The organism is Pseudomonas sp. ASL8, from assembly GCF_056680355.1.
The window spans coordinates 4,390,116-4,412,638 of the sequence record NZ_CM155278.1; the positions used below are offsets into that span (position 1 = coordinate 4,390,116).

The 22,523-nt window shown below is 57.8% G+C and carries 19 protein-coding genes and 1 pseudogene; 4 read left to right on the plus strand and 16 right to left on the minus strand.

Annotation, left to right across the window (positions count from 1 at the left end):
* Nucleotides 1-39: 39 nt before the first annotated feature.
* The 7 genes and pseudogenes from AC1MEA_RS20100 to AC1MEA_RS20130 form a co-directional block, all read right to left on the minus strand.
* A complete protein-coding gene (locus tag AC1MEA_RS20100; RefSeq protein WP_219059763.1) occupies nucleotides 40-1,017 on the minus strand; it encodes a heme utilization protein in 978 nt (325 codons plus the stop codon).
* A 64-nt stretch (nucleotides 1,018-1,081) separates the two neighbouring features.
* Nucleotides 1,082-1,663, minus strand: a complete 582-nt coding sequence (locus AC1MEA_RS20105; protein WP_219059762.1) for an adhesin — start codon at nucleotides 1,661-1,663, stop codon at nucleotides 1,082-1,084.
* A gap of 1 nt (nucleotide 1,664) precedes the next feature.
* Nucleotides 1,665-2,108 carry a hypothetical protein gene (locus AC1MEA_RS20110; protein ID WP_257604212.1) on the minus strand — a complete coding sequence of 148 codons (444 nt, stop codon included), beginning with the start codon at nucleotides 2,106-2,108 and terminating at the stop codon, nucleotides 1,665-1,667.
* A gap of 332 nt (nucleotides 2,109-2,440) precedes the next feature.
* Nucleotides 2,441-2,968: an AAA family ATPase gene (locus AC1MEA_RS20115; RefSeq protein ID WP_219060321.1), complete on the minus strand. Its 528-nt coding sequence runs from the start codon at nucleotides 2,966-2,968 to the stop codon at nucleotides 2,441-2,443.
* The gene (gene pnuC, locus AC1MEA_RS20120) at nucleotides 2,965-3,531 is read right to left on the minus strand and encodes a nicotinamide riboside transporter PnuC (protein ID WP_219059761.1); all 567 of its coding nucleotides are present in this window, start codon (nucleotides 3,529-3,531) and stop codon (nucleotides 2,965-2,967) included. Before pnuC ends, AC1MEA_RS20115 begins: the two co-directional genes overlap by 4 nt.
* A 143-nt stretch (nucleotides 3,532-3,674) precedes the next feature.
* Nucleotides 3,675-4,526, minus strand: coding sequence for a methyl-accepting chemotaxis protein (locus AC1MEA_RS20125; protein WP_449635709.1), 852 nt, complete (start codon nucleotides 4,524-4,526; stop codon nucleotides 3,675-3,677).
* 57 nt (nucleotides 4,527-4,583) lie between these two features.
* Nucleotides 4,584-5,309, minus strand: a pseudogene (locus AC1MEA_RS20130) (cache domain-containing protein); the annotation flags it as partial.
* A gap of 257 nt (nucleotides 5,310-5,566) precedes the next feature.
* Here AC1MEA_RS20130 and AC1MEA_RS20135 point away from each other — a divergent pair.
* Both AC1MEA_RS20135 and AC1MEA_RS20140 read left to right on the plus strand, forming a co-directional pair.
* Entirely contained in the window at nucleotides 5,567-6,397 is an 831-nt protein-coding gene (locus tag AC1MEA_RS20135) for an undecaprenyl-diphosphate phosphatase (RefSeq protein ID WP_480417175.1), read from the plus strand.
* Nucleotides 6,398-6,408: 11 nt separating this feature from the next.
* Complete coding sequence (locus tag AC1MEA_RS20140) at nucleotides 6,409-6,870, plus strand: DUF1294 domain-containing protein (protein ID WP_480417176.1); 462 nt, start codon at nucleotides 6,409-6,411, stop codon at nucleotides 6,868-6,870.
* Here the strand turns inward: AC1MEA_RS20140 and AC1MEA_RS20145 are convergent.
* Entirely contained in the window at nucleotides 6,865-7,212 is a 348-nt protein-coding gene (locus AC1MEA_RS20145; RefSeq protein ID WP_257604211.1) for an MmcQ/YjbR family DNA-binding protein, read from the minus strand. The two genes, AC1MEA_RS20140 and AC1MEA_RS20145, sit on opposite strands and share 6 nt — an antisense overlap.
* A 27-nt stretch (nucleotides 7,213-7,239) precedes the next feature.
* Nucleotides 7,240-8,148: a LysR substrate-binding domain-containing protein gene (locus tag AC1MEA_RS20150; protein ID WP_219059756.1), complete on the minus strand. Its 909-nt coding sequence runs from the start codon at nucleotides 8,146-8,148 to the stop codon at nucleotides 7,240-7,242.
* A gap of 128 nt (nucleotides 8,149-8,276) precedes the next feature.
* Here AC1MEA_RS20150 and AC1MEA_RS20155 point away from each other — a divergent pair, with 128 nt between their 5' ends.
* The gene (locus tag AC1MEA_RS20155; RefSeq protein WP_219059755.1) at nucleotides 8,277-8,888 is read left to right on the plus strand and encodes an FMN-dependent NADH-azoreductase; all 612 of its coding nucleotides are present in this window, start codon (nucleotides 8,277-8,279) and stop codon (nucleotides 8,886-8,888) included.
* Between the two features lie 377 nt (nucleotides 8,889-9,265).
* Nucleotides 9,266-10,300 carry an alpha/beta hydrolase family protein gene (locus AC1MEA_RS20160; protein WP_219059754.1) on the plus strand — a complete coding sequence of 345 codons (1,035 nt, stop codon included), beginning with the start codon at nucleotides 9,266-9,268 and terminating at the stop codon, nucleotides 10,298-10,300.
* A gap of 46 nt (nucleotides 10,301-10,346) precedes the next feature.
* Here AC1MEA_RS20160 and AC1MEA_RS20165 read toward each other — a convergent pair whose 3' ends face one another.
* From AC1MEA_RS20165 to glgA, 7 genes are all read right to left on the minus strand, one after another.
* Nucleotides 10,347-11,105 (minus strand): PIG-L deacetylase family protein, encoded by a 759-nt coding sequence (locus AC1MEA_RS20165; RefSeq protein ID WP_480417177.1) that lies wholly within the window; start codon nucleotides 11,103-11,105, stop codon nucleotides 10,347-10,349.
* A gap of 138 nt (nucleotides 11,106-11,243) precedes the next feature.
* The gene (glgX, locus tag AC1MEA_RS20170; RefSeq protein WP_480417178.1) at nucleotides 11,244-13,454 is read right to left on the minus strand and encodes a glycogen debranching protein GlgX; all 2,211 of its coding nucleotides are present in this window, start codon (nucleotides 13,452-13,454) and stop codon (nucleotides 11,244-11,246) included.
* A gap of 159 nt (nucleotides 13,455-13,613) precedes the next feature.
* Nucleotides 13,614-13,928 (minus strand): DUF2934 domain-containing protein, encoded by a 315-nt coding sequence (locus AC1MEA_RS20175; protein WP_480417179.1) that lies wholly within the window; start codon nucleotides 13,926-13,928, stop codon nucleotides 13,614-13,616.
* Nucleotides 13,929-13,945: 17 nt separating this feature from the next.
* Nucleotides 13,946-16,729: a malto-oligosyltrehalose synthase gene (locus AC1MEA_RS20180; RefSeq protein ID WP_480417180.1), complete on the minus strand. Its 2,784-nt coding sequence runs from the start codon at nucleotides 16,727-16,729 to the stop codon at nucleotides 13,946-13,948.
* Nucleotides 16,726-18,804 carry a 4-alpha-glucanotransferase gene (gene malQ / locus AC1MEA_RS20185; protein WP_480417181.1) on the minus strand — a complete coding sequence of 693 codons (2,079 nt, stop codon included), beginning with the start codon at nucleotides 18,802-18,804 and terminating at the stop codon, nucleotides 16,726-16,728. Before malQ ends, AC1MEA_RS20180 begins: the two co-directional genes overlap by 4 nt.
* Nucleotides 18,797-20,608 (minus strand): malto-oligosyltrehalose trehalohydrolase, encoded by a 1,812-nt coding sequence (treZ, locus tag AC1MEA_RS20190; protein WP_219059749.1) that lies wholly within the window; start codon nucleotides 20,606-20,608, stop codon nucleotides 18,797-18,799. Before treZ ends, malQ begins: the two co-directional genes overlap by 8 nt.
* Nucleotides 20,609-20,621: 13 nt before the next feature.
* Nucleotides 20,622-22,208, minus strand: coding sequence for a glycogen synthase GlgA (gene glgA / locus AC1MEA_RS20195; RefSeq protein ID WP_480417182.1), 1,587 nt, complete (start codon nucleotides 22,206-22,208; stop codon nucleotides 20,622-20,624).
* Nucleotides 22,209-22,523: the final 315 nt, after the last annotated feature.

A 22,523-nucleotide genomic window follows, 5' to 3' on the forward strand; every position in this document is an offset into this window, starting at 1 on the left:
AAGGGGTTCTCTTGCGAGAACCCCTGATTACCGTCGCACTTACATGCAGGCTTTGCAGCCTGCGGCGATGGACAGCGAGTTGCTTTGTTGGTTGCCAATGCCCGCAGAAACGTTAGCGCCGACGTTACCCGACACATTGTTCAGCGAGTTGCTCAGGGTCGCGCTGTTGGTCACAGGATTTGCCCAACCAGTAGGGGTCAACACCTGATAGGTCGCTACGCCGCTCAACTCCACAGTGCCACTTTCAGTGAAGGCCAATTTGTTTTTGTCATTGTTGTTGCGGCTGTCATTGTTGCCCCAACCGCCACCATGACTGTCGTTGTCGTAAACGTAGCCTTCCCCTTTACCTTTATAGCTGCCTGTCACATCGACGGTGGCTTTCAGGGTGGTTTTTTCGTAACTACGATCAGCATAGTTACTAACCGACGTGCCGTTGGACGTTTGGTTAGCCGACGCCGAAGCTGTTGCCACCCGACCACCGGACACTGCAATCGCCAGATTGTTTTTCTGTTGGTTGTAGTCGCCAGACGTCACGTTGATACCAATGTTGCCGGAGCTGCCATTGGCCGAGTTCGAGAGGGTGGTGGTGCTGCGGGTGGAGTAGTTGGCAGCCGTGTTACCGCTGTTGGTCTGAGTGGCACTGGATGCAGAGATCGCGCTACCGAAAATGAAGTTTTCATCGGCCGTAGCGATGGCAGCAGCGTTGTCCTGTTGGTTAGCGTCGCCGCCCGCGACGTTAATCCCCAGGTTGCCATTGGCATTGGAGCCCGAGCTATCGACCGTGGCGCTGTTTCGAGTGCCTTGGTTGAGGACCGTGTTGCCATAGCTGTTTTGTGAATCCATCACTGTTGCGGCAGAACCAGCATTGATCAGAAGCCCGAGCAGGGGGCTAGGATCATTGTTTTCATGGCCGTTGTGGTTGTTATTGTTACCACCGCGTCCATCGGCTTGTGCTGCCACAGCCATGATCGCTGCCAGTGCGAAGACCAGAGGCTTGATTGCCATTGTAGGTTTCATGGTGTTTCTCCATTCTTATTAGATTGCTAAGTGTTGGAACGTTGTGTTGCTGTACCGCTTTGGGTCAGTTGGAGACCCTTACGCTCAGGGTGTTGACCGATTGGTTTCCCACCCCAGCGCTCTGGTTCAACTGAACAACCCCTCGACTACCGGTGAAGGCCTGATCGCTGGTAGCGACCTGGCGGTTGCCGGGGGAGTGCTCGGTTGTGCCGGAGCCTTGCAACAGCGCCACGTTTTGCTGTGACAGGACGCTGTCGTCGATGCTTTGCGCCTGGGCACTGATGCCCAGGCGCACTGCGTTAATTTGTTGATTGTTGGCGCCGGAAGACTGGTTGACCCCCAGGATCCCGCTGCCATTGCTGAAGGCGCTGCCTTCGATGGCTGATCGCGCGTTTCGTAGCGGGTCGATCCGGGTATTGAGTTGTTGACGATATTGGCCAGTGGCCTGTGCTTCAGTAGTACCAATGGCGATGGCCCGGCCATTGATTTGTTGCTGTTGATCGCCAGCAGCCTGGTTGACGGAAAAGTTGCCTTGATAGTTCTGGCCAGCGCTGCCAATGACTGCCTGATCAACCACAGGGGTGTTTGAGTCGGCCAGGGCCGCGCAGGAGCAGAACATGGCTACCATGAGGAGTGAGCGGGTCATCTCAGCGGTCTCCCGTCATCATGCGCAACGGAGCAAGACCTTGCTGGACGGAACTGGTGACCTGACCGCCTATACCGCCAGTGGCACCGCCCGAATGACTGGCGCCCAGCCCTGTGGACACCCCTCGATCAACTGTATTCAAGCCGTGCAGGGTGCCGTTAGGCATAAGCAAGTGGTTGATCGTGGCGCCGCTGGTGACATTGGCGAAATCACCGTCTGACAACTCGCCGTTATCCAGTGCCCCGGTGACCCGGCTGGAAACATTAGTGTTAACCGTGGTGGGATTTGGGTCCGGGCGCATCAGTGAACGAGTGGCAACATGGGGCTGAACGGTGCGCTGCAAGACAATAACGCCGTCGCCTGCGTGTGCGGGGAGACTAAAGGACGCGCCGCTGACGCATCCGACGAATAGGAGGCCAAACATACCCTTTTCAAAACGCCCCATGACTGCTCTTCCTTAGTTGATGCGCTGGCCCTAATCAGCGATGCAAGAAGGAGAGCAGGAGCTGTGCCGCTTTTAATAGTGTTAAGTAAATCAATGGGTTGAGCGTGATAGCTCAAAGGCTTTCAACATCGATGTAACGATGGTGAAACAGCTTCAATTGGATAGAAGAGCCTGCACATCAGGCTGTGGAGACAATCGATCTCGCTGCCGGCTGTATCACTGGCTTAACAGATTGATCGATAAAAAGCTGAACCTGTCTGGCTCGGGCTTTTAGCGTGAGTGATGTGTTTCATAAATGGACATCCGCTACCGCGAATCGACCTTGAAGCGGCTTATGGCACACTCAATAAAAGACCGATAGACGCAAATGCCTGTTCGCGCCGGCTGTCCTGCTTGCCACTGATTACGCAGTACGGTTGTTGATGGCGCTCCAACCATTGCTGGCTGGCTGCAAAAAACGCCTGGCGCTCACTCAGGGCCGGCTGGCAGCGTTGACCATCGCTAATCCAGTCGACCCCTTCAGGCGCCAACAACAGGTGCAAATCGTAATGGCGAGCTAAAAGCTGCTGTTCGAGCCAGCCAGGGCAATCGCCGAATAGCGTGTGGCTCCAGAGCATATTGCTCAGCAGGTGGGTGTCGAGAATAAGCAGTCCAGGCTGCCTCGCTCGAGCAGCGTCTTCCCAGGCCAGTTGACCCTCTGCAATGCTCTGGATATCGGCGTAGCAAGTATCGCGTGCCTGTTGTTCGATGAAGTAGCGAACATATTCACTCACCAGTTCACCGCCGAAGCGGGCTTGTATCCGGGCCGCGAGCCAGCTTTTGCCACTGGATTCAGGTCCCGCCAGCACCAGCACTTTCATCGGGCTGCCAGAGCCTGATGATTGCGCCATTCGCGCCAGCCCAGTAAGGCGATCAGCATAAATAACGCATACAGTGCCGCGGTGAGGTACAGGCCCTTATAAAGGAACAGGCCGACGAAAATCACATCCAGCACCATCCACAGAGGCCAACACTGGATGCGTTTTTGCGCCATCCATACTTGGGCCACCAAGCTGAAACCGGTCAGCGCGGCGTCCAGCCAGGGTTGTGCCGCGTCGGTAAAGTGAGCCATTGCAGCGCCTAACGCCACGCTGAGCAACGCGCCCAGCGCCAGACTGAACAACAGCGGGCCGGTGCCCAGATACGTGATGACGCGACCTTGCTGCACCTCGCTTCGCCGGGTCCATTGCCTCCAGCCGTAAAGCTGCAACACGGCATAGATCATTTGCAAAAGCATGTCCGAGTACAGCTTCACCTCAAAGAAAACCCAAGAATAAAGCAGCACCATGACCAGGCCGATGGGCCAGCACCAGGCATTCTGTTTCACCGTCAGCCAGACGGCGATCACGCCTAGCACGGCCGCGAACAGTTCAAGCCCGGACATGACAACTCCTTAGGGGACACGAGGGGAAATCGGGGGGACGATTGTAAGCGGATAAGCGCGAGGCGAGGGGGATGGCTTTACAACAACGGGCGTGAGGCAGGGCACTTGTAGCAAGTGCCCTTATACATCCTGTGGGATCAGGTCTATACCCGAAACTGACCCAGCAATCGATTCAACTGATTGCTCAGGTCTCGCAGGTGCACACTGGCTTCACTGGAGCGTTCGGCCGCGTAGGTGGTGTTTTGTGACAGACCAGCCGCCTGGGTGACGTTCTGATTGATGTCCTCGACCACATGCGCCTGTTGCAGGGTCGCGCTGGCGATTGAGGCGTTCAGGCCATTGAGGTTGCGCAATGCCTGAGCAATCGAGTTCAGGCTTTCACCGGCCTGGCTGGCTTGCTCGATGGTTAGCTGCGAAGCGTGACTGCTGTCGCCGATGACTTTGACTGCCGCATCGGAATGGTGTTGCAGGCGTTCAATCATCGACTGAATTTCAGCCGTCGATTTTTGCGTGCGTTGTGCCAACAGGCGCACCTCATCGGCTACCACAGCAAAGCCACGGCCTTGTTCACCAGCGCGAGCCGCTTCGATGGCAGCGTTTAACGCCAGCAGGTTGGTCTGGTCGGCAATAGAACGAATCACCTCCAGGACACTGCCGATCTGCGTGCTTTCCGCCGCGAGGGTTTGAATAACGGTCACCGCCTGGGTGATGGTGCTAGACAATTGATCGATCTGGCGCAGGCTGCTTTCGATGTTGACCTGCCCTTGTTTGGCCTGGGCTTCGGCGTCGCGCATTTCGCTGGCGGCCTGTTCGGCGTTTTTCGCGACATCCTGTACGCCATAGGTCACTTCATTAATGGCCGTTGCCACCAACTCCATTTGTTGCGACTGTTGCTCACTGTGCGATTGAGCCTGGCTTGCGTTGCTGCCCAGTTCAGTGGCTGCCTGGCCCAATGCCGCAGCAGCTTCCAGCAATTGGCGCACGACCGTATGCATTTTTGTCGTGAAGGCGTTGAAGTGGGTCGCGAGTTGCGAGACTTCGTCCTGACCGTGAGTATCCAGACTCCGTGTCAGGTCACTTTCACCGCTGGCGATGTTGGCCATGGCGTCGACGGCATCTTGTAATGGCCGGACAATGCTTCGGGAAATCATCACCACCAGCAGCGCCATAACCAGCGCGATGCTCAGGCCTGCAAAGGAAGCTTTCCACACCTGGCCGTAGAACTCGGCCTGCATATCATCGATGTACACGCCTGAACCGAGTATCCAGCCCCAAGGCTCGAACAATTTCACATAAGAGGTTTTCTCCACGGGTTCGCTGGAGCCAGGTTTCGGCCAGCGATAGCCGATGGGACCTGCGCCTTTGGTTTTGGCGACAGTAACCATCTCGTTAAACAGAGCAACGCCATCCGGGTCTTTGATCGCAGACAGGTCCTGGCCTTCAAGCTTCTGATTGACCGGGTGCATGATCATCACCGGTCGCAGGTCGTTGATCCAAAAATACTCGTTCTGGTTGTAGCGCAACCCGCGTACTGCAGCCTGGGCTTGTTGTTGGGCTTGTTCACGAGTGAGCTTGCCGGAGGTTTCCTGGCCGTGGAAGTACGAGAGGATGCCACCGGCGGCCTCCACAATCTGCTGGGTTTTTTCCGCCTTGGCGGCATACAGGTCAGTGTGGATCTGCTTGAGCATCAAACCCCCAAGCGTCAACAGCATCAGCACAGAGACCACTAGGATCAGCCACAACCGACGGCTGATCGACAAACTGCGCAAGCTATTCATGAAACTCCGCTCCTTTAAATATTGTTCTTTTTTCGTCTTACAATCGGATCAAAGTATGCGCCATGCGGGGCATGCTAGAGCGTTAATTCATCATGTCTGATAGGCTTTCGGCGTTTTTCGACTAAACATGAGTAGCACACGTGATTTTCACGTTATGGCAATCATCATGTCGGTCCCACGCACGTCGCATGTCTTGCCTGCAATCGTATTGAAAACACTAAAGGGGCATGCCAAGAGCATTGCTTCATGGGGGAATGATGGATCTTTGGACTGCCGCACAGGCATTGATTCTTGGGGTTGTAGAAGGGTTGACCGAGTTTTTGCCGGTTTCCAGCACCGGTCACCAGATTATTGTCGCGGACTTGATCAATTTTGACGGTGAGAGGGCGATGGCCTTCAACATCATTATTCAGCTAGGGGCGATTCTGGCGGTGGTCTGGGAGTTTCGACGCAAGATTATCGATGTGGTCATCGGGCTGCCTAAACAGGCCGAAGCTCAACGCTTCACGGTTAACCTGATTATTGGGGTCCTCCCGGCCATTGTGCTTGGGGTGTTGTTTGCCGATTTGATTCACAAATACCTGTTCAACCCGATCACTGTCGCGACAGCCTTGGTGGTGGGCGGGGTGATCATGTTGTGGGCCGAGCGCCGCCAACATGTAGTGCGCGCTGAAACCGTCGATGAAATGACCTGGGTCGATGCCCTGAAAGTGGGTTGTGCTCAGTGTCTGGCGATGATTCCAGGCACCTCGCGTTCTGGCGCAACCATCATCGGCGGACTGCTGTTCGGCCTGTCACGCAAGGCGGCTACCGAGTTCTCGTTCTTCCTCGCCATGCCAACCATGGTCGGTGCGGCGGTCTATTCGGCCTATAAATATCGCACTCTGTTCCAGCACGATGATTTGCCGGTGATTGCCATCGGTTTTGTGACCTCGTTCATTTTCGCCATGATCGCGGTTCGCGCGCTGCTCAAGTTCATCTCCACCCATACCTATGCGGTGTTTGCCTGGTACCGGATCGCTTTCGGCCTGGTGATTCTGGCGACCTGGCAGTTTGGCTGGATCGACTGGTCCTCTGCGGCCGCGTAAGGATCAAACCGATGGAGCAACGCACGCAGTCTCAAGGAAAGTCTGGACAGGGCAAGCCAGGCGCCGATGCACGCCGGCCAAAACAGTCGGTGCAGCATGTTCGGCTCAAGCTCCTCATCCTCTTGGGGTTGTGCGCGTTGCCAGGCTTCGGCGCGCTGTCGATGGCAATCAGGGGCGTTTCAGCGATCCCGGCCAGCGCTTACGCAGTGATGAGTTTGCTGGCGTTCTTTCTCTATTGGCACGATAAAAACAGGGCCCGCAATGACGGCTGGCGCATGCCGGAGAAAGTCCTGCATGGCGTCGAGTTGCTGGGCGGCTGGCCGGGTGCCTTGCTGGCACAGCAACGCTTTCGGCACAAAACCCGCAAACTCTCTTATCAAACGGTGTTCTGGATGATCGTTCTGCTGCATCAGGTATTCTGGATCGACCTCTTGTTTCTGCAAGGCAATTTCCTTCCCCGCCATTTCTCATGACACCTTCAAACCTACCTGTCGGATTTTGGGCAATTTGCTCACCACCAACTGATGCGAGCGTGTCAGCAGATCGCGCAACTCGTTGTCGCTCATGGGGTAGGGCGGTGCCACGCTGATCCAGTACGCACGCGCCAGATAGGGCGCGGGGCGGATACCCGGTCGGTCGACATAACCCAGAAACAGCTCGGCACCGATTTTGAACGACAGCCCGGCGCCTGCCAGATCAAGCACTGCGAACATCTTGTTTGTTGCCACTGAAAACACTCGTGTGCCCCCCCATTTGTAATCCTCGCGGGCACCAGGCAGTTGCAGACAAAACTGCGCCACTTGCTCAGGATTCATCCTCGCTTTCCTCTCTATCATTGGCGTTCACTCATGACCGTGCAGGTCATGAGTGAACGCGTTGCTGATGTGATCAATCCATGCCCTCACCGCCGGAAGCATACCGCGCCGCTGGGTATAAGCCGCTTGCAGGTGTCCGCCCGGCAGTGACCAATCAGGCAGCAACTGAATCAGACGCCCGTCAGCCAATTCTTCACGGCAGTTCATCATCGGCAACATGGTCAGACCCAGTCCACTCAAGGCGGCGCTTTTGCGGATAGGGAAATCATCGATGGCCAGGCGCGCCTCAATCGCGACTTCACATCGCTCGCCGCTGCTATGGACCAGATCGTAGTGGACCATCCGATCAGCCTCGATAGCGCCCAGTACCGGCAGGCTCGCCAAGTCCCGAGGTGTACTGATGACGCGACCGGTCAGCAAAGTGGGTGACGCTACCAGTGCGGCAAGAGCCGGTGCCAGTTGGCGTACGATCAGGCTGGGGTCTTCATCGCCGATGTCACGCACCCGTAACGCGACATCGATGCCCTCATTCACCAGATCGACACGTCGATTGACCAGCAACATTTCCAGCTGGACCTGTGGGTGACTTGCCAGAAACGAGCTGATCACGCTGGCCAGATTCCAATGGATCAAGCCGGCCGGGCAGGACACCCGTAGCCGCCCGCGAGGTTCGGCCGACAGTGATGCGACGGCTTCATCGGCCATTTCCGCTTCCAGCAACATGGCTTGGCAATGTTGCAGGTAACGCTCGCCAACCGCTGTCAGCGACAGTTTGCGTGTTGTGCGTTGCAGCAGGCTTGCGTTGAGGCGGGTTTCCAGCTCGGCGATACGTCGAGACAGGCGGGATTTGGGGATGCCGAGCAAACGTCCCGCAGCCGCGAAGCCTCCGGCCTCGACGACTTTTGCGAAGTAATAAAGATCGTTAAGGTCTTGCATGCAGATGCCTCGACTGTTCTATATATAGGACAAACTATCGCATTTACGCTGACTAATCATGAATTGGTTTGCCCTGTAGGATTATCCGTACTTGATCGCCCGGCGGCGATCCCTTCTTGGAGAGCCCTATGAAACTTCTGCATCTCGATTCCAGCATCCTTGGTGACCACTCTGCTTCTCGCCAACTCAGCCAAAGCGTCGTTCAGGCCTGGCAGGCAGTCGAAACTGACGGCCAAGTGACTTATCACGATCTGGCAAATGATGCGCTGGGCCATTTTTCCGCTGCCAGCCTTGCCGCTGCCGGCACGCCAAGTGAGGCTCGCAATGCTGCGCAGCAGGCCGACGTCGACCTGAACGAAGCGACTCTGCAGGAGTTCCTGGCCGCTGACGTGGTTGTGATCGGCGCGCCGATGTACAACTTCACCATTCCAAGCCAACTCAAGGCCTGGATCGACCGGGTGACTGTCGCTGGCCGTACCTTCCGCTACAGCGAAACCGGGCCCGAAGGCCTCTGCGGCGGCAAAAAAGTCATCATTGTCTCCACTGCCGGTGGCCTGCACGTCGGCCAGCCGACCAGCGTGGGTCACGAGGACCTGCTCAAGGTACTGTTTGGCTTCATCGGTGTGACTGACCTGCAATTCGTCTTCGCCCATGGCCTGGCGTACGGTGATGAACCACGTGCCAATGCAATGGCTTCAGCCCGCAAGCACATCAGCGAAGCGTTGTTCGCCACCGCTTGATCGTTGCCCTGAATAGGGCAACACCGCACACCAGAAACTCTGCCGCCCTGCGTAATGACGTAAGGGTTGCAGGGTTTTTTGCGTTTGGCGCCATTCAAGAGCGCCATTGCGACAAACCTTCATCTTTGACGATTTACTTACGGGTAAGCGGACTGCAATCACAGTAAGATTGCATTTGTTAGCTATCGAACAGGCAGCGGGGTCATTTTGGATCTCGTTTTCATGTTTTTTTAGTATGTGGCTCGGCTTATGCACTATTTGTCGAGCAGCTACTCTTATAGCTATCGGCGCCGGGAGCGCGGATCAGTGTAGAGCGCTGCAACCCGCAGCGGACTTCACCGTTCGCTTACTCGGATCTACAAAGGTGGGGCCTTGCGATGGTGCGTCTTTGTGCGGTGATGTTGGTATGTCTGCTTGGGAGCCTGATTTCGGTGCAAGTCGAAGCAGGTACTCACTGGAGCGCGGGATTTCATCGCCTGACGTTTCTTGATCCGCTGGATTTGCAGCCGATGAGCGCGATTGCGTTCTATCCATCGACTGACTCAAAAAAAATCAGCAAAGTCGATGGCTATCAAATTGCTGCCGGTGAAGACGCGACGATCGCCATGGGGCGTTTTCCCCTGCTGATGCTATCCCACGGCAACACCGGTACGCCGCTGGCGCTGCATGACCTGGCAACCTCTCTGGCCCGTAAGGGGTTTGTCGTGGTCGCGGTGATTCACCCCGGTGACAACTATAAGGACCACAGCCGTCTCGGCAGTCTTAGCAATTTGTACGGACGGCCCCTGCAAATATCCGAAGCCATCAGTGCTGCGCTCATGGACCCGATGCTTTCTGCCTATGTTGATGGGCAGCACGTTGGCGTCATTGGTTACTCGGCAGGTGGTGAAACCGCATTGATCCTGGCCGGTGCTCAACCGGATCTGCAACGCCTGCGTAAATATTGTGCTGAACGTCCAATGGACCGCGATGCTTGCACGAGGCAGGGCGAGTTGATTGCCGATCGGGACGATTTACGTGCAGAAGCGGACCCACGTGTAGGGGCGTTGATGCTAATGGCGCCATTGAGCTTGATGTTCGGCCGCCATACCTTGGCTGACGTTCATGTACCCGTGCTGCTGTACAGCGGTGACGGGGACCAATTGCTCGCTCTGGACAAAAATGCCGAAGCCCTGGCGCGCAAACTGCCTAAGGCACCGAATTTCAAACTGTTGCCCGGGGCAGGGCATTTCGTGTTCCTTGCACCGTGTACGGATGAGCAGCAAGTAAGTACTCCGGGCCTGTGTACCGATGCCGAAGGTGTCGACCGAGTCGATATCCACCGTAACCTGAGTGCCGACGCCGTGCGCTTTTTCAGTGACACGCTGAGCCAGCCGAGTCGCGCAGGGTTACAGACAGCGCATCAGGAATGACGCGTGAGCGGCGAGGGTCATAGCGCTCGCCGCTACTCTTCGCTACTCATAGAAACACCACTTCGAAAGGTCGCAGCAGGCGCTCCAGCACCGGGGTAGCCAACTCCGGTAGCAGGCCCGTCTCGGGATCACCTTGCAATTGGCTGGCGAATGCGTGTGCGGCATGCCGTTTACGCGCCACCGTCGCCGGGTCCAGCAAAATCTTGCGCGCGCGCTGCCAAGGGATCAGGTCGTCCTCCGGTTGTGCCCAGTGCCAGGCCCAGATCGGTACTTCGTGGCACTGGGCACCCGCGGATTCAACCGCTTTAGCGGTCGCGCGGCCCACCGCATCATGGTCGCACTGGCCGTCGTGATCCCATGGGGTGAAGACCACGTCGGTTGTGCGCAGATAGCGCTGGATGAAATCGGTGAGTGCGTCCTCCTGTTTAGCGACAGCATTGTCGGTAAAGCCGCCACGAATCCATTGCAAACTGTGTAACGGCAGGTCCAGGCGACGCAGGGCTTCGGCGCTTTCTTGCGGGCGGATCACACTTAAACGCTCCACTGGCCAACTGCTTGATCCAGGGTGACTGGCACTGCCGTCGGTCACTGAAATCAACTGAAGTGGCCGTCCCAACTGCGCCAGTTGTTGCATCAGGCCGCCGAAGCCCAACACTTCGTCTATGGGATGAGGCGCAATGATCACGGCGCGAGAACCGGGCGGCACCAGCATATTGGTGCTGATGACGGGCAGTTCGGCCAGGCGTTTAGAATGCTTCCAGGCATGGCGAGAGGCACCACTGCCCACGATCAGATGTTCGCTCACAGATCTCACGTCCTTGTCGGCGGATGGCCAACGCCTTGACTGCATGCCAGCTACCCGGGGCGGCCAGTAGAGGCCGCTCGGGTACAGCATTCGTCGATGATTGTCAGCGCGTCTGTACGTCCTTGCCCAGCGCCCGGTTTATGGTTGCTCTTCGCGGTGCAGTTCGAACAGCAGCAGGGAGCGCCCCGTGATTGTGTATTCCGTCCCGAATTGCAACTCCCCATGGCTGTGACTGTCGGGCTGATTGGTGTCTATCAGGCACGTCCAGAAGATGCCTTCGGGCACTTTGGGTAACGTGAAATTGACGCCGTCGTGATGCGCATTGACCACTAACAGCAGCGTGGCGTCCTGGCCGGGGCGGCGAATGCCGGAGACCTGTGCGCGGCCATCCATCAACATGCCAAGGCAGCGACCGTTACCGTCTTCCCACTGCTCAATGGACATCTCAGAGCCGTCTGGAGACAGCCAAGTGACATCCTTTACGCCGATTTCTTCATTGTAATTGCCGACCAGAAAACGACCACGGCGCAGGATCGGATAGGCTTGGCGCAGCTTGATCAGGCGTCGTACGAATCTTAGTAGCGACTTGCCGTCATCATCCAGTTCCCAGTTGACCCAACCGATTTCGCTGTCCTGGCAATAGGCGTTGTTATTGCCGTGCTGGGTGCGGGCGAATTCATCCCCGGCAACCACCATCGGCGTGCCTTGGGCGAACAGGAGTGTAGAGAAGAAATTGCGCATCTGCCGCAAGCGTAGTTCGTTTATTTCCGCATTATCGGTGGGGCCTTCTACGCCATGGTTCCAGGACAGGTTGTTGTTGCTGCCGTCCTGATTGTCCTCGTCGTTGTCTTCATTGTGTTTTTCGTTGTAAGACACCAGATCGTGCAGGGTAAAGCCGTCGTGGGCGGTGATGAAGTTGACGGACACATAAGGCCGACGCCCGCGCTGATTGAACATCTCGCCCGAGGCAGTCATGCGGCCAGCGAAGTCGGCCAGCTGGCCGTCGTCGCCTTTCCAGAACGCACGTACGGTGTCACGGAACTTGTCGTTCCATTCCACCCAGCCAGGCGGGAAACCACCGACCTGATAACCACCGGGACCACAGTCCCACGGTTCGGCGATCATCTTCACTTGGCGCAGCACGGGGTCTTGGCGGCAGGCGACCAGGAAGCTGTGGCGTTCATCAAACCCGTCGTGATAGCGGCCCAGAATCGTCGCCAGGTCAAAACGGAAGCCATCGACGTGCATTTCTGTCGCCCAATAACGCAGCGAGTCGGTCACCATCTGCAACACGCAGGGGTGACTGAGGTCGAGGGTGTTACCGGTGCCGGAATCATTGATATAGAAGCGTTTGTCGTCGGGCATCAAACGGTAGTAGGAGGCGTTGTCGATGCCGCGCATCGACAGGGTCGGGCCAAGCTCGTTGCCTTCGGCGGTGTGGTTGTAGACCACGTCGAGGATCACTTCCAGGCCGGCATGGTGCATGTGAGCGACCATTTCCTTGAACTCGGCGATCTTGCCGTGGGCCAGGTAACGCGGGTCAGGGGCAAAGAAGGCGATGCTGTTATAGCCCCAATAGTTGGTCATGCCTTTCTGTAGCAGATGCTGGTCATTGACGAACGCGTGAATCGGCAGCAATTCCACCGACGAGACGCCGAGCTTGCGAATGTGCTCGATGACTTCATCGACCATCAGCCCGGAGAAGGTGCCGCGCAATTCCTCAGGCACCGCAGGGTGGCTCATGGTGAAGCCACGCACGTGGGTTTCGTAAATGATGGTTCGGTCCCACGGCACACTGACCCTTTGGTCACGACCCCAGGTATAGGCAGGGTCGATTACCTTGCTTTTCGGCACGAAAGGGGCGCTGTCACGTTCGTCGAAGCTCAGGTCGCCATCCGGGTGACCGATGGTGTAACCGAACAGCGATTCAGACCATTTCAGTTTGCCAACCAGTTGTTTGGCATAGGGGTCGATCAGTAGTTTGTTGTGATTGAAGCGGTGACCGTTCTGCGGGTCGTATGGGCCGTACACACGGTAGCCGTAGATCAGCCCAGGGTGGGCGTCGGGCAGATAACCGTGAAAAATTTCGTCGGTGTACTCGGGAAGCTCGATGCGTTCCAGTTCGACTTCGCCAGCGGCATCGAACAGGCACAGCTCAACCTTGGTGGCGTTGGCCGAGAACAGCGCAAAGTTCACGCCCAGGCCATCCCAGTTGGCGCCGAGCGGGAAGGGCAGCCCTTCACGGATTCGCGACACAACGGCTTCGGGCTTTACGTCACTTTTATGGGCTTTTTGATCATGGGCGGGTTGAACGTTCTCTTTCGGGGTCTTGGAGTGCGGTGTGCTCATATTCATTCCTGACGACGGATGATTTCTTGAAAGCGGCCAAGGCCGCCACCGCAGCTTAGGGCGCTCCGATGTATGTAGGTCACCTGTTAGAACTACCGCAGTTAATGGCCGGGTTTAAAGCGACTGCTGCGGTAGTACACGTTGCGGCACCCAGGAATATCAGGTCCCAGCGGGCTTGCCCGGCGACTTTGGTTTCTTCGCGGGCGCGGGTTTCGGTGTCGGGGGTGAGGCAGGCTTGGCCGCTGATTTAGAGGCGGCTTTGGACGCAGCAGGCTTGGCATCGCCCGGCCCGTCAACTTTTGGCAGCTTGGGCTTGACCGTCTTGCTCACGTCTTTTTTGTTTGGCGACAACGCCTCGGCCTCGGCCAGCTTGCGGGCCATTTCCCAATGCCGTTCTTCCTGACCGTGAGGTTTACCCTCGGACTCCCAGATTTGATAGGCAAAATCGCGGATTCGTTTTTCGTCGGCACTCATCTCGACACTCCTAGGTATTACGCAGTTTGAATAAACAGGTTTACAGAAAAATCCTTGAGCGCTGCGCTGAGCATCAGCGCGTTGTTAGTTGTGACTACTGTCTCTGAAAAAAGTCCCTTCCAGCAATGATCTGAATCCTTGAACGGCAACATAACCTGTGTATCTCCCCAACTACTCGCATTGATCAATGGAGTTTGGGCAGTGCCTAATAGTTCACTGCTCAATCTGGGGACCACAACGATGGCATGGCGTCCGTCGATCACTCGAGCAAACGCCAGGACTTGATCGGCACACAGACCGACCACGCGCAAAGGAATATAGCTCCCCCGGCTGAACAGCGCTGAGTGTTGGGCGCGCATATTCAGCACCTTGGCGATCAAGGCTTGTTTGATTCGCCCATCCTGCCAGTTTGCCAACAGTGCATCGGCGCTCATGGAGTGTTCGAGAGCGTGTACCCGCGCGGCGTAATCCACGGGGCGACGGTTGTCCGGGTCGACCAGGCTGAAGTCCCAGAACTCAGTGCCCTGATACAGATCAGGTACGCCGGGAACTGTCATGCGCAGCAGCGTTTGCGCCAGACTGTTAAGCGCGCCAGCGGTTGCGATACGGTTGGCAGTGGCGCCGACAGACTGGCGCAAGGCCAGACCCTCCGGCGCCAACAGCAAGCGATTGAGAAAACTCCGGCAAGCGCTTTCATAAGGCTCGTTCGGCGTGCTCCAACTGCTCTGCAATTTGGCTTCGCGCAGGGCTTTTTCCTGCCACATCACCAACCGTTCGGCGTAGTCTTCGAACGCGTGCCCGCCTTCCATATTCAGCGGCCAACTGCCGAGCAGCGTCTGATAAAGCATCAACTCGTCACCGGCGCTGATGCTGATACCTTCATCCTTGAGGGGTATCGCCAATTGTCGCCAATGCTCAACCTGTTCGGTGTACCAGTTCGCGCATTCGCTCAACACCGCCAGGCGTGTGCGGCTGTCTTCGCCGCGCTTGTGGTCATGGGTGGCGGTGGCCAGAAGATTGTCCGGGAACGTCTCGGCGCGGCGGGTACAGGCTTCATGAAAACGGGATGCCGGAGCACTGAAGTGCTGCGGATGAAAACCTACATCATTACGTGAGAGCAGCACTGCCGAGCGATAGAAGGCGGTGTCTTCCACTGATTTGGCTGCCACGGGCGACGTCAGTTGCTGGAAGCGCACGCAGGCATGGCGATGAATCTTGCGTAAACGGCCCAGTGGCAATGCACGCCATGATTGGCCTCCGAGCCAGCATTGCAGGTAATCAAGTACTGGCCAGTCGGCTTCGCTGAGGTTGAGTCGGGCACCTTCAAGCGCTTGCCGGAAGAAACGATCGTCTTCGGCCGAACGTCCGCATGCGCTGATATAGGTGCGGTAAACGGGGAAGTTGACCACCAATGCCAATAACGCTCGGCGAATTGCGCCATAGGTCAAATCACGGCTCATCAGGTCGCTACGGGCCACTTGCAGCATGGCTTGAGCAACGCTTTCAAAATCCCCTGCCAGGCTGCCCTGTAACACCAGGTTGCGCGCTTCCAGCACTTCCAGGTTGAAGTCTGCGGTGCGTTCGCTGAGACGACTCCACAACTCGCCGAGAGGGGCTTCACCTTTGGCGTCGTGCTGCAATAACGACACCTGATTCATGAACTCGTAACCGGTGGTGCCGTCAACGGTCCAATCCTCGGGCAGTTGTTCATCCGGACCGAGAATCTTCTCGACGAAGATGGGCAGGTGACTCAACGGCGCAGCCGGCGGACGCTGAGCCAGCAAACCGTCTACCCGGCGTCGCAGCTTGCGACAGTAGCCGCGCGGGTCGGCCAGCCCGTCGATGTGATCAATGCGCAGTCCATCTACCAGACCCTCGCTGATCAGTTCGAAAATCTTGCCGTGGGTTGCTTCGAACACGGTAGGGCGCTCGACACGCAGTCCGCCAAGTTCGTTGATATCGAAAAAGCGCCGCCAATTGATGTCGTCTCCCGCCGTGCGCCAACTGGCCAGCCGGTAGTGCTGGCGTTCCAGCAGCTCATGAAGGCGCTCAAAGCCGTCTTGCGTGCGCGAATCGAACTGCTTCAGCCCGTGCTCGATGGCCTGTTGGATACCCTTCTGTTGGGCCAACGTCGCCAGTTCTGCGCGCGCTTGTCGGGCTCGTTCATACGCTTGCGGGTAGTGATCGAGTACTGCAAAGCGCTGGGCCAGTTCGCTCAGTCTCGGGTCATTGGCCGCTTTGAGCAGCGGCGCATAGGTCGCCGGGTTGATGGGAAAGTAATGCTGATAATGTTCGACGTAAAATGCACCGTGCTCGGCATCGAAGCGCAGCGGTATTTCGCCCGCCTTAAGTACGGTGCCGTAATCGCTGCTGAGAAAGGGCAGGAGTAATTGACCTTCCAGCAATGGGTCCGGAGAGTGCCACTGGATGTCGAAAAAGTCGGCATATGGGCTGCGACGCCCCCATTCCAGAAGGTCGAGCCACCAGGGGTTGTCCGCACCACCGACCGCCATGTGATTGGACACGATATCGAGAATCAGACCCATGCCCTGCGCACGCAGGGCACTGACCAGGCGCCGCAACGCCGGTTCACCGCCCAGTTCCGGGTTGATGACGCGCGGATCGACCACGTCGTAGCCGTGCATCGAACCGGCGCGCGCTTTGAGCAGCGGCGAAGCATAGAGATGACTGATGCCCAGGCTGGCGAAGTAGGGCACCAGCGGCACGGCGTCATCCAGGGTGAAACCCTTGTGAAACTGCAGGCGCTGTGTGGCTCTCAGTGGTTTGAGTGGAGCGTTCATCGGTCCCGCTCCGCCGCTTCCTGGCGTGCTTGCGCCAGCAATGCCAGACGTCGGGTGGCATCGTAGCCCTCAAGCAACGTGGCGCAGTCACCGGGTAGACGTCGACGCCAGTTTGGATGGCTATCGATGGTGCCTGGCAGATTGAACTGCTCCTCGACGCCCAGCAGATCCTCCATGGGCAGCAGTACAAGCGGTGCACGGGTGTGGCCAAGGTAGCGAACGCTGGCATCAATGATTTGATCGCTTTCGCTGACGTCATTACGGAAATTGGCTGAATCCTGACTCAAGGCCTGCCGCAGGCCTCGGCGTTCGCGTTGCCGGCTTTCGCGCCAATCGCGCTCGGTCTGTTCATCAATATGACCGAGCGTGCTGTTCCAATCGATATCACGCTCGCTCCACCAGCCCGCAAGGGTGGGCAAATCGTGGGTGCTGGTAATCGCAAGGGCCTGATCGGACCACTGCAGAATGGGTTTGAAGTGGGCGTTGTCCTGTTCAAACAACAACACGCGCATGCCAAGAATTGCCCGCGCCGACAATTTATCGTGCAAGCCGTCCGGAACGGTGCCGAGGTCTTCGCCCAGCACGATGACCTTGTGCCGCCAGGATTCCAGGGCCAACAAGCGCAGCAGATCGTCGAATGGGTAGTTGAGGTACGCCCCTTCCCTGGGTGGCGAACCCACAGGTACCACCCAGAGCCGTTGCAGGCCCAGGACATGGTCGATGCGCAAGCCTCCGGCGTGGGCCAGGTTGGCCTGGAGCATCTCGATAAAGGCGCGGAAGCCGTTGCGCTTCAAGCCATCTGGCGAAAACGCTGAAATGCCCCAACTTTGCCCGGAGCGATTGAGAATGTCGGGCGGAGCGCCAACGCTCAGCGCCGAAAGCAGCTCATCCTGTCGGCTCCAGGCTTGACTGCCGGCACCGTCGGCACCTACCGCCAGGTCGGCGATCAGGCCGACGCGCATTCCGCTGCTGCGGGCCGCCACCTGTGCACGCTCCAGACTGCGCGCGATCAGCCATTGGGCAAATGCATGGAAGCTGATTTGCTCCCCATGACGTACGGCGAACTCCGTAATGGCGCCGCTCTGGGGGTTCTTGAATTCGTCCGGCCATTCGCGCCAATCCTGACTCATGCCAAGCGTGGGGCATTCGGCCTGCAAGGCTTCGAAGCGACAATGGTTCTCCAGTGCTTCGCCACCGCAATGGCGGAAGTGGATGAAGTCGTCATACAGCGGGTGCGCTTCGCTGCAAAAGTTTTTATACAGCGCGTGCAGTAACGTCCATTTGGCGTGGGCTGCCCCTGGCCAATCAATCAGTGGCAATGCCTCGAGACGCTCAAGCTCTGCGCCCAGTCCGGTCTCGCCGATGGCCATGCGCACTGCTTGCTCGCCAAGAATGGTCTCGGGCGAGGCGTATAACGCATTGAGGAACAACCGGCTGGAAGGTGAGTAGGGGCTATAGCGCTGGGTGTCGCAGGCAAACATGGCGTGAACCGGGCTGATAGCCAATGCATCGGCACCGCGCTCACCGGCCGCTCGGGCCAAGGCTTCCAGTGCCTGGATGTCGCCAAAACCACCATCGCCCCGACGCCGTAGCCCATACAGCTGTACGGTCAGCCCCCAGGCGCGAGGGACGTCTGTGTCGGTCGCCATGGCCATGCTGTAGCAGGTTGCAGGCGCGACGGCCAAGGTTACGTGTTGACCGGCAATGCGCAGTTGCTGATACCCCACAGGCGCCACGGCGGGCAGATGGGCTGTATCCGTCAGCGTTGCAGCGACGGTGGTGCCGTCCTCGAGGTTTAACACGAACGGCGTTTCTGGCGCGAACCACGTCGACAAATCCAGCAGGCTGCCATGGTCCAGCGTCAGCAGCGGTGGGACCGCGCTTGGCGTACTGGACTTGTGCAGACGTTGCAGGCTGATGCAAATATCATCGGCACTTTCGGCGGGGTAGCCCAGGCCGTCGAGTACCTTGCGTAGCGCCTCAGGGCTGACGGTTTGCAGCCGCCCGTTGGCATCGATCCAATTCACAGACAGCCCGGCCCGGGCAGCTAAAATATGCAGTTGCTCATTACTCATCCTGTTCCTCCAGAACATCAGTCGTTATCAGGCTGACAATGGCCGTGTAGGGGTTGAGGGTTCCCCGCCGGAAAAGTTCGGCCGCCCCAGGCAGAGATTCATACAAAAGGGTGTCCAGATGGGCCGCGGCCAGCTTGACCGGGCGCTCGCCGAGGTTGAGGTCGATGCGCAAGACACTGCCGTCACCCATACGCCAGCGAGCCGTAACGGCTCCGTCGTCCAGCACGTCAGTCTCCAGTGCCTGCGTACCTGACAGGCGTGGAATGATTTCGCGATGGCGAATGTTCAACAGCTGCTGGTATAGCGCTAGCCAGCGTTGATGATCAATGCCTTTGTCGGTGTTCAGGTGCGTTGTCTCGTAGGCGGGGCGCGATGCCTCGAACGTGCTGTGGGCATTTGGGTCGGGGATGCGCTCACGCTGCTCTTCATCGGCAAACGCCGGGAAGTCGGCAAACTCGGCGCGACGACCCTCACGCACGGCATCGGCCAACTCATCATGGTGGCTGGTAAAAAACAGAAAGGGTTCGCTCGCGGCCCATTCATCGCCCATGAACATCAACGGAATCATGGGTGAGAGCAGGAGCAACACCGTGGCCGCTCGCAATGCAGGACCGTCGCTCAGTTGTGGCAGGCGCTCGCCGAAGGCACGGTTGCCCACTTGATCGTGATTCTGCAGGAACAGCACGAAGGCGCTAGGGGGTAAATGCCCACTGGATTGTCCTCGGCTATTGCCGTGGCGATTACTCTCGCCCTGGTAAACGAAGCCCTGGCTCAAGCAGCGGGCCAGTTTTTGGGTAGGCTTATGGGCGAAGTCGGCGTAGTAGGCATCGCGTTCGCCCGTCAGCAGAACGTGTAAAGCGTTATGACCGTCATCGTTCCACTGCGCATCAAAGCCTTGTTCCAGCAAGCTGGCGTCGTTGAATTCATTTTCCAGGGTCAGCCAGACCTGCCGGGGCGGGGCGATTTGCTCGCGGACTCGTCGGGCGAAGTCCCGGAGAAAGGTGGGGTCATTGATGGCGTGTACCGCGTCCAGACGCAGACCATCGAAGCGATAGTCGAGTAACCACATCAAGGCGTTATCAATGAAAAAGTCGCGCACTTCCTCGCGGCGGAAGTCGATGGCCGGGCCCCAGGGGGTTTTCACATCATCGCGGAAAAAGCCTTTGGCATACTGGCCCAGGTAGTTGCCATCCGGCCCGAAGTGGTTGTAGACCACGTCGAGTATCACCATCAGGCCATGACCGTGCGCGGCATCGATCAAGTGTTTGAGCTGGTCGGGTGTGCCATAGGTCGATTGCGGTGCATAAGGCAACACACCGTCGTAGCCCCAGTTACGCCCGCCAGGAAACTGCGCCAGGGGCATCAATTCAATCGCGGTAACACCCAGTGCGGCCAGCCGGGGCAAATGTTTTTCAACCTCTTCGTAGCCGCCCAGCACCCCCACGTGCAGTTCATAAATGACAGCTTCCTGCCACGGCCGTCCCAGCCAGTCAGTGTGCAACCAGCGATAGGCCAACGGATCGACGACAACACTGGCTGAATGCACATCGGACACCTGCGCACGGGACGCGGGATCAGGGACTTTCATTTCTCCATCAATGTTGTAGCGATAGCGACTGCCAGCAGAACAGCGGGTCTCCAGCACAAACCAGCCATTGTCCTGCGGCAGCATGGTCAGCGACTGCCCGTTTTCGAGCTCGACACTGACGTAATAGGCATCCGGTGCCCAGAGGGCAAACCGGGTGTGTTCAGGGTCCAGCAATACGGCACCGTGGCGCCAGTTTTTATCCGTGCGCAGAGGCATCCGTTAACGCCTTTTAATAATGAACAGAAACACCTGCATTCTTTTTCAGCAAGTCCTGGTACAGCTCGGCGTATGGCTCCACGGCTTTGTGCCAATTGAACGGGGCGGCCATGGCGCGGCAGCGCATGGCATTGAGTAGCTCGGGATTGGCGAAGACCTTGATCGCCCGCGTCAGCGCTTCGGCGTAGCTTTCCACGGTCGACTCTTCGAACAGAAAACCGGTCACGCCATCTTCAATGGTGTCGGCCAAACCCCCTGTTTTACGGGCCACCGGCAAGGAACCGAAGCGCTGGGCGTACATCTGGCTCAAGCCGCAAGGCTCATAACGCGAAGGCATCAGCAGGAAATCGCTGCCGGCAAACATGCGTCGGGCATCCGTTTCGTTGAACCCGATGCGCACGCCGATCTGGCCAGGGAAACGCAGGGCCAGTGCGCGCATGGCGTCCTCTTCCTCCGGTTCGCCGCGACCAATGATCGCAATTTGCCCGCCCTGATTGACGATATGCTCGGCAACACCGATGGTCAGGTCCAGGCCTTTCTGGAAGACCAGGCGCGATACCACGGCGAACAAAGGGCCTGTTGAAGGTTCAAGCTCGAACAGCTCGCGCACATGGTCGGCATTGATTTCCTTGCGCTGCCATTCGTTCGGGGCAAACCGGCAAATCAAGTGTTCATCAGTTTCCGAATCCCAGCTGGCGTCGATGCCATTGGGAATCCCGCTGAGCAGCCCTTGGCTGGCCTTGCTTTGCAGAAAGCCTTCCAGGCCACAGCCAAAGGCCGGCGTGGTGATTTCCTTGGCATAGGTCGCACTCACGGTGGTGATGTGGCTGGCATACGCCATACCTGCCTTGATGAATGAGAGCTTGCCATAGAACTCCATGCCGTCGGCGCCCAGCGCCTGGTCAGGAATACCCAGTTCGCGGCTGGAGCCGGTGCTGACCGTGCCTTGATACGCCAGGTTGTGGATGGTGAAGATGCTCGGTGTGGTCTGACCCCGCCAGCGCATATACGCCGGGGCCAATCCGGCTGGCCAATCGTGGGCGTGTACCAGTTCCGGGCACCACTGGGTTTTTACCGCGCCGGCGGCGAAGTCGGCGGCGGCCAGGCCGAGGCGGGCGAAGCGGATATGATTGTCAGGCCAGTCCCGGCCGTTGTTATCACCGTAAGGCGTGCCTTCCCGTTCGTACAGCTCCGGGCAGATCAGCACGTAAATGACCAGACCGTCTTTCATGTCCATGCGCCCGATCTTGCACGGTGGCAGGGCTGCATGACCGCCCAGCTCGCTGATGACATGGATCGGGTTACCGCTATTGAGTACTTGCGGGTAGCCGGGAATCAGCACGCGTACATCGTGCAGGTGGCGCATGGCTCGCGGCAGTGCGGCAGACACATCGCCCAAACCTCCGGTTTTCACCAGATCAGCCAACTCTGAGGTCACGAACAGAATTTTTCTTCTGTTGGTCAGGGTAATACTTGGCTGTGAAGTCGGCAGTTGCAGCAGTGGAACGCTAGTCGAAGCGAAGACCGGCAGATGGGTCAGCTCGCTGGCCGGCTGGTTAAAACTCTCTCCCTTCTGGGTTTTGGCAGCGGCGCTAATCATCTTTTTCTCCCATTCAATTCAGTGTTGGTACAGCACTTGAGTTGTTATGGGCCATGTCCTATGGCCGGGCACACAAGCACTACGCAAGATCGGTACCTATTTACCGGTTGCGTGGTAGTAGGACGGGTGGTGGGGCCCAAACTCGGGTTACGCCAATAGCTTAGGCTCTCTTTAATGATGACCCCATGGCATAGGGCAAAGTTTCGACTTTTTTTTTACGCAGGTGTCTGGCTTGCGGATCGGCGGCGTTTGATTAACCCCCAAAGTGGCAGATAACAACGCATTTAGCTGTCGAATCGCGCTTTTATGGGGCAC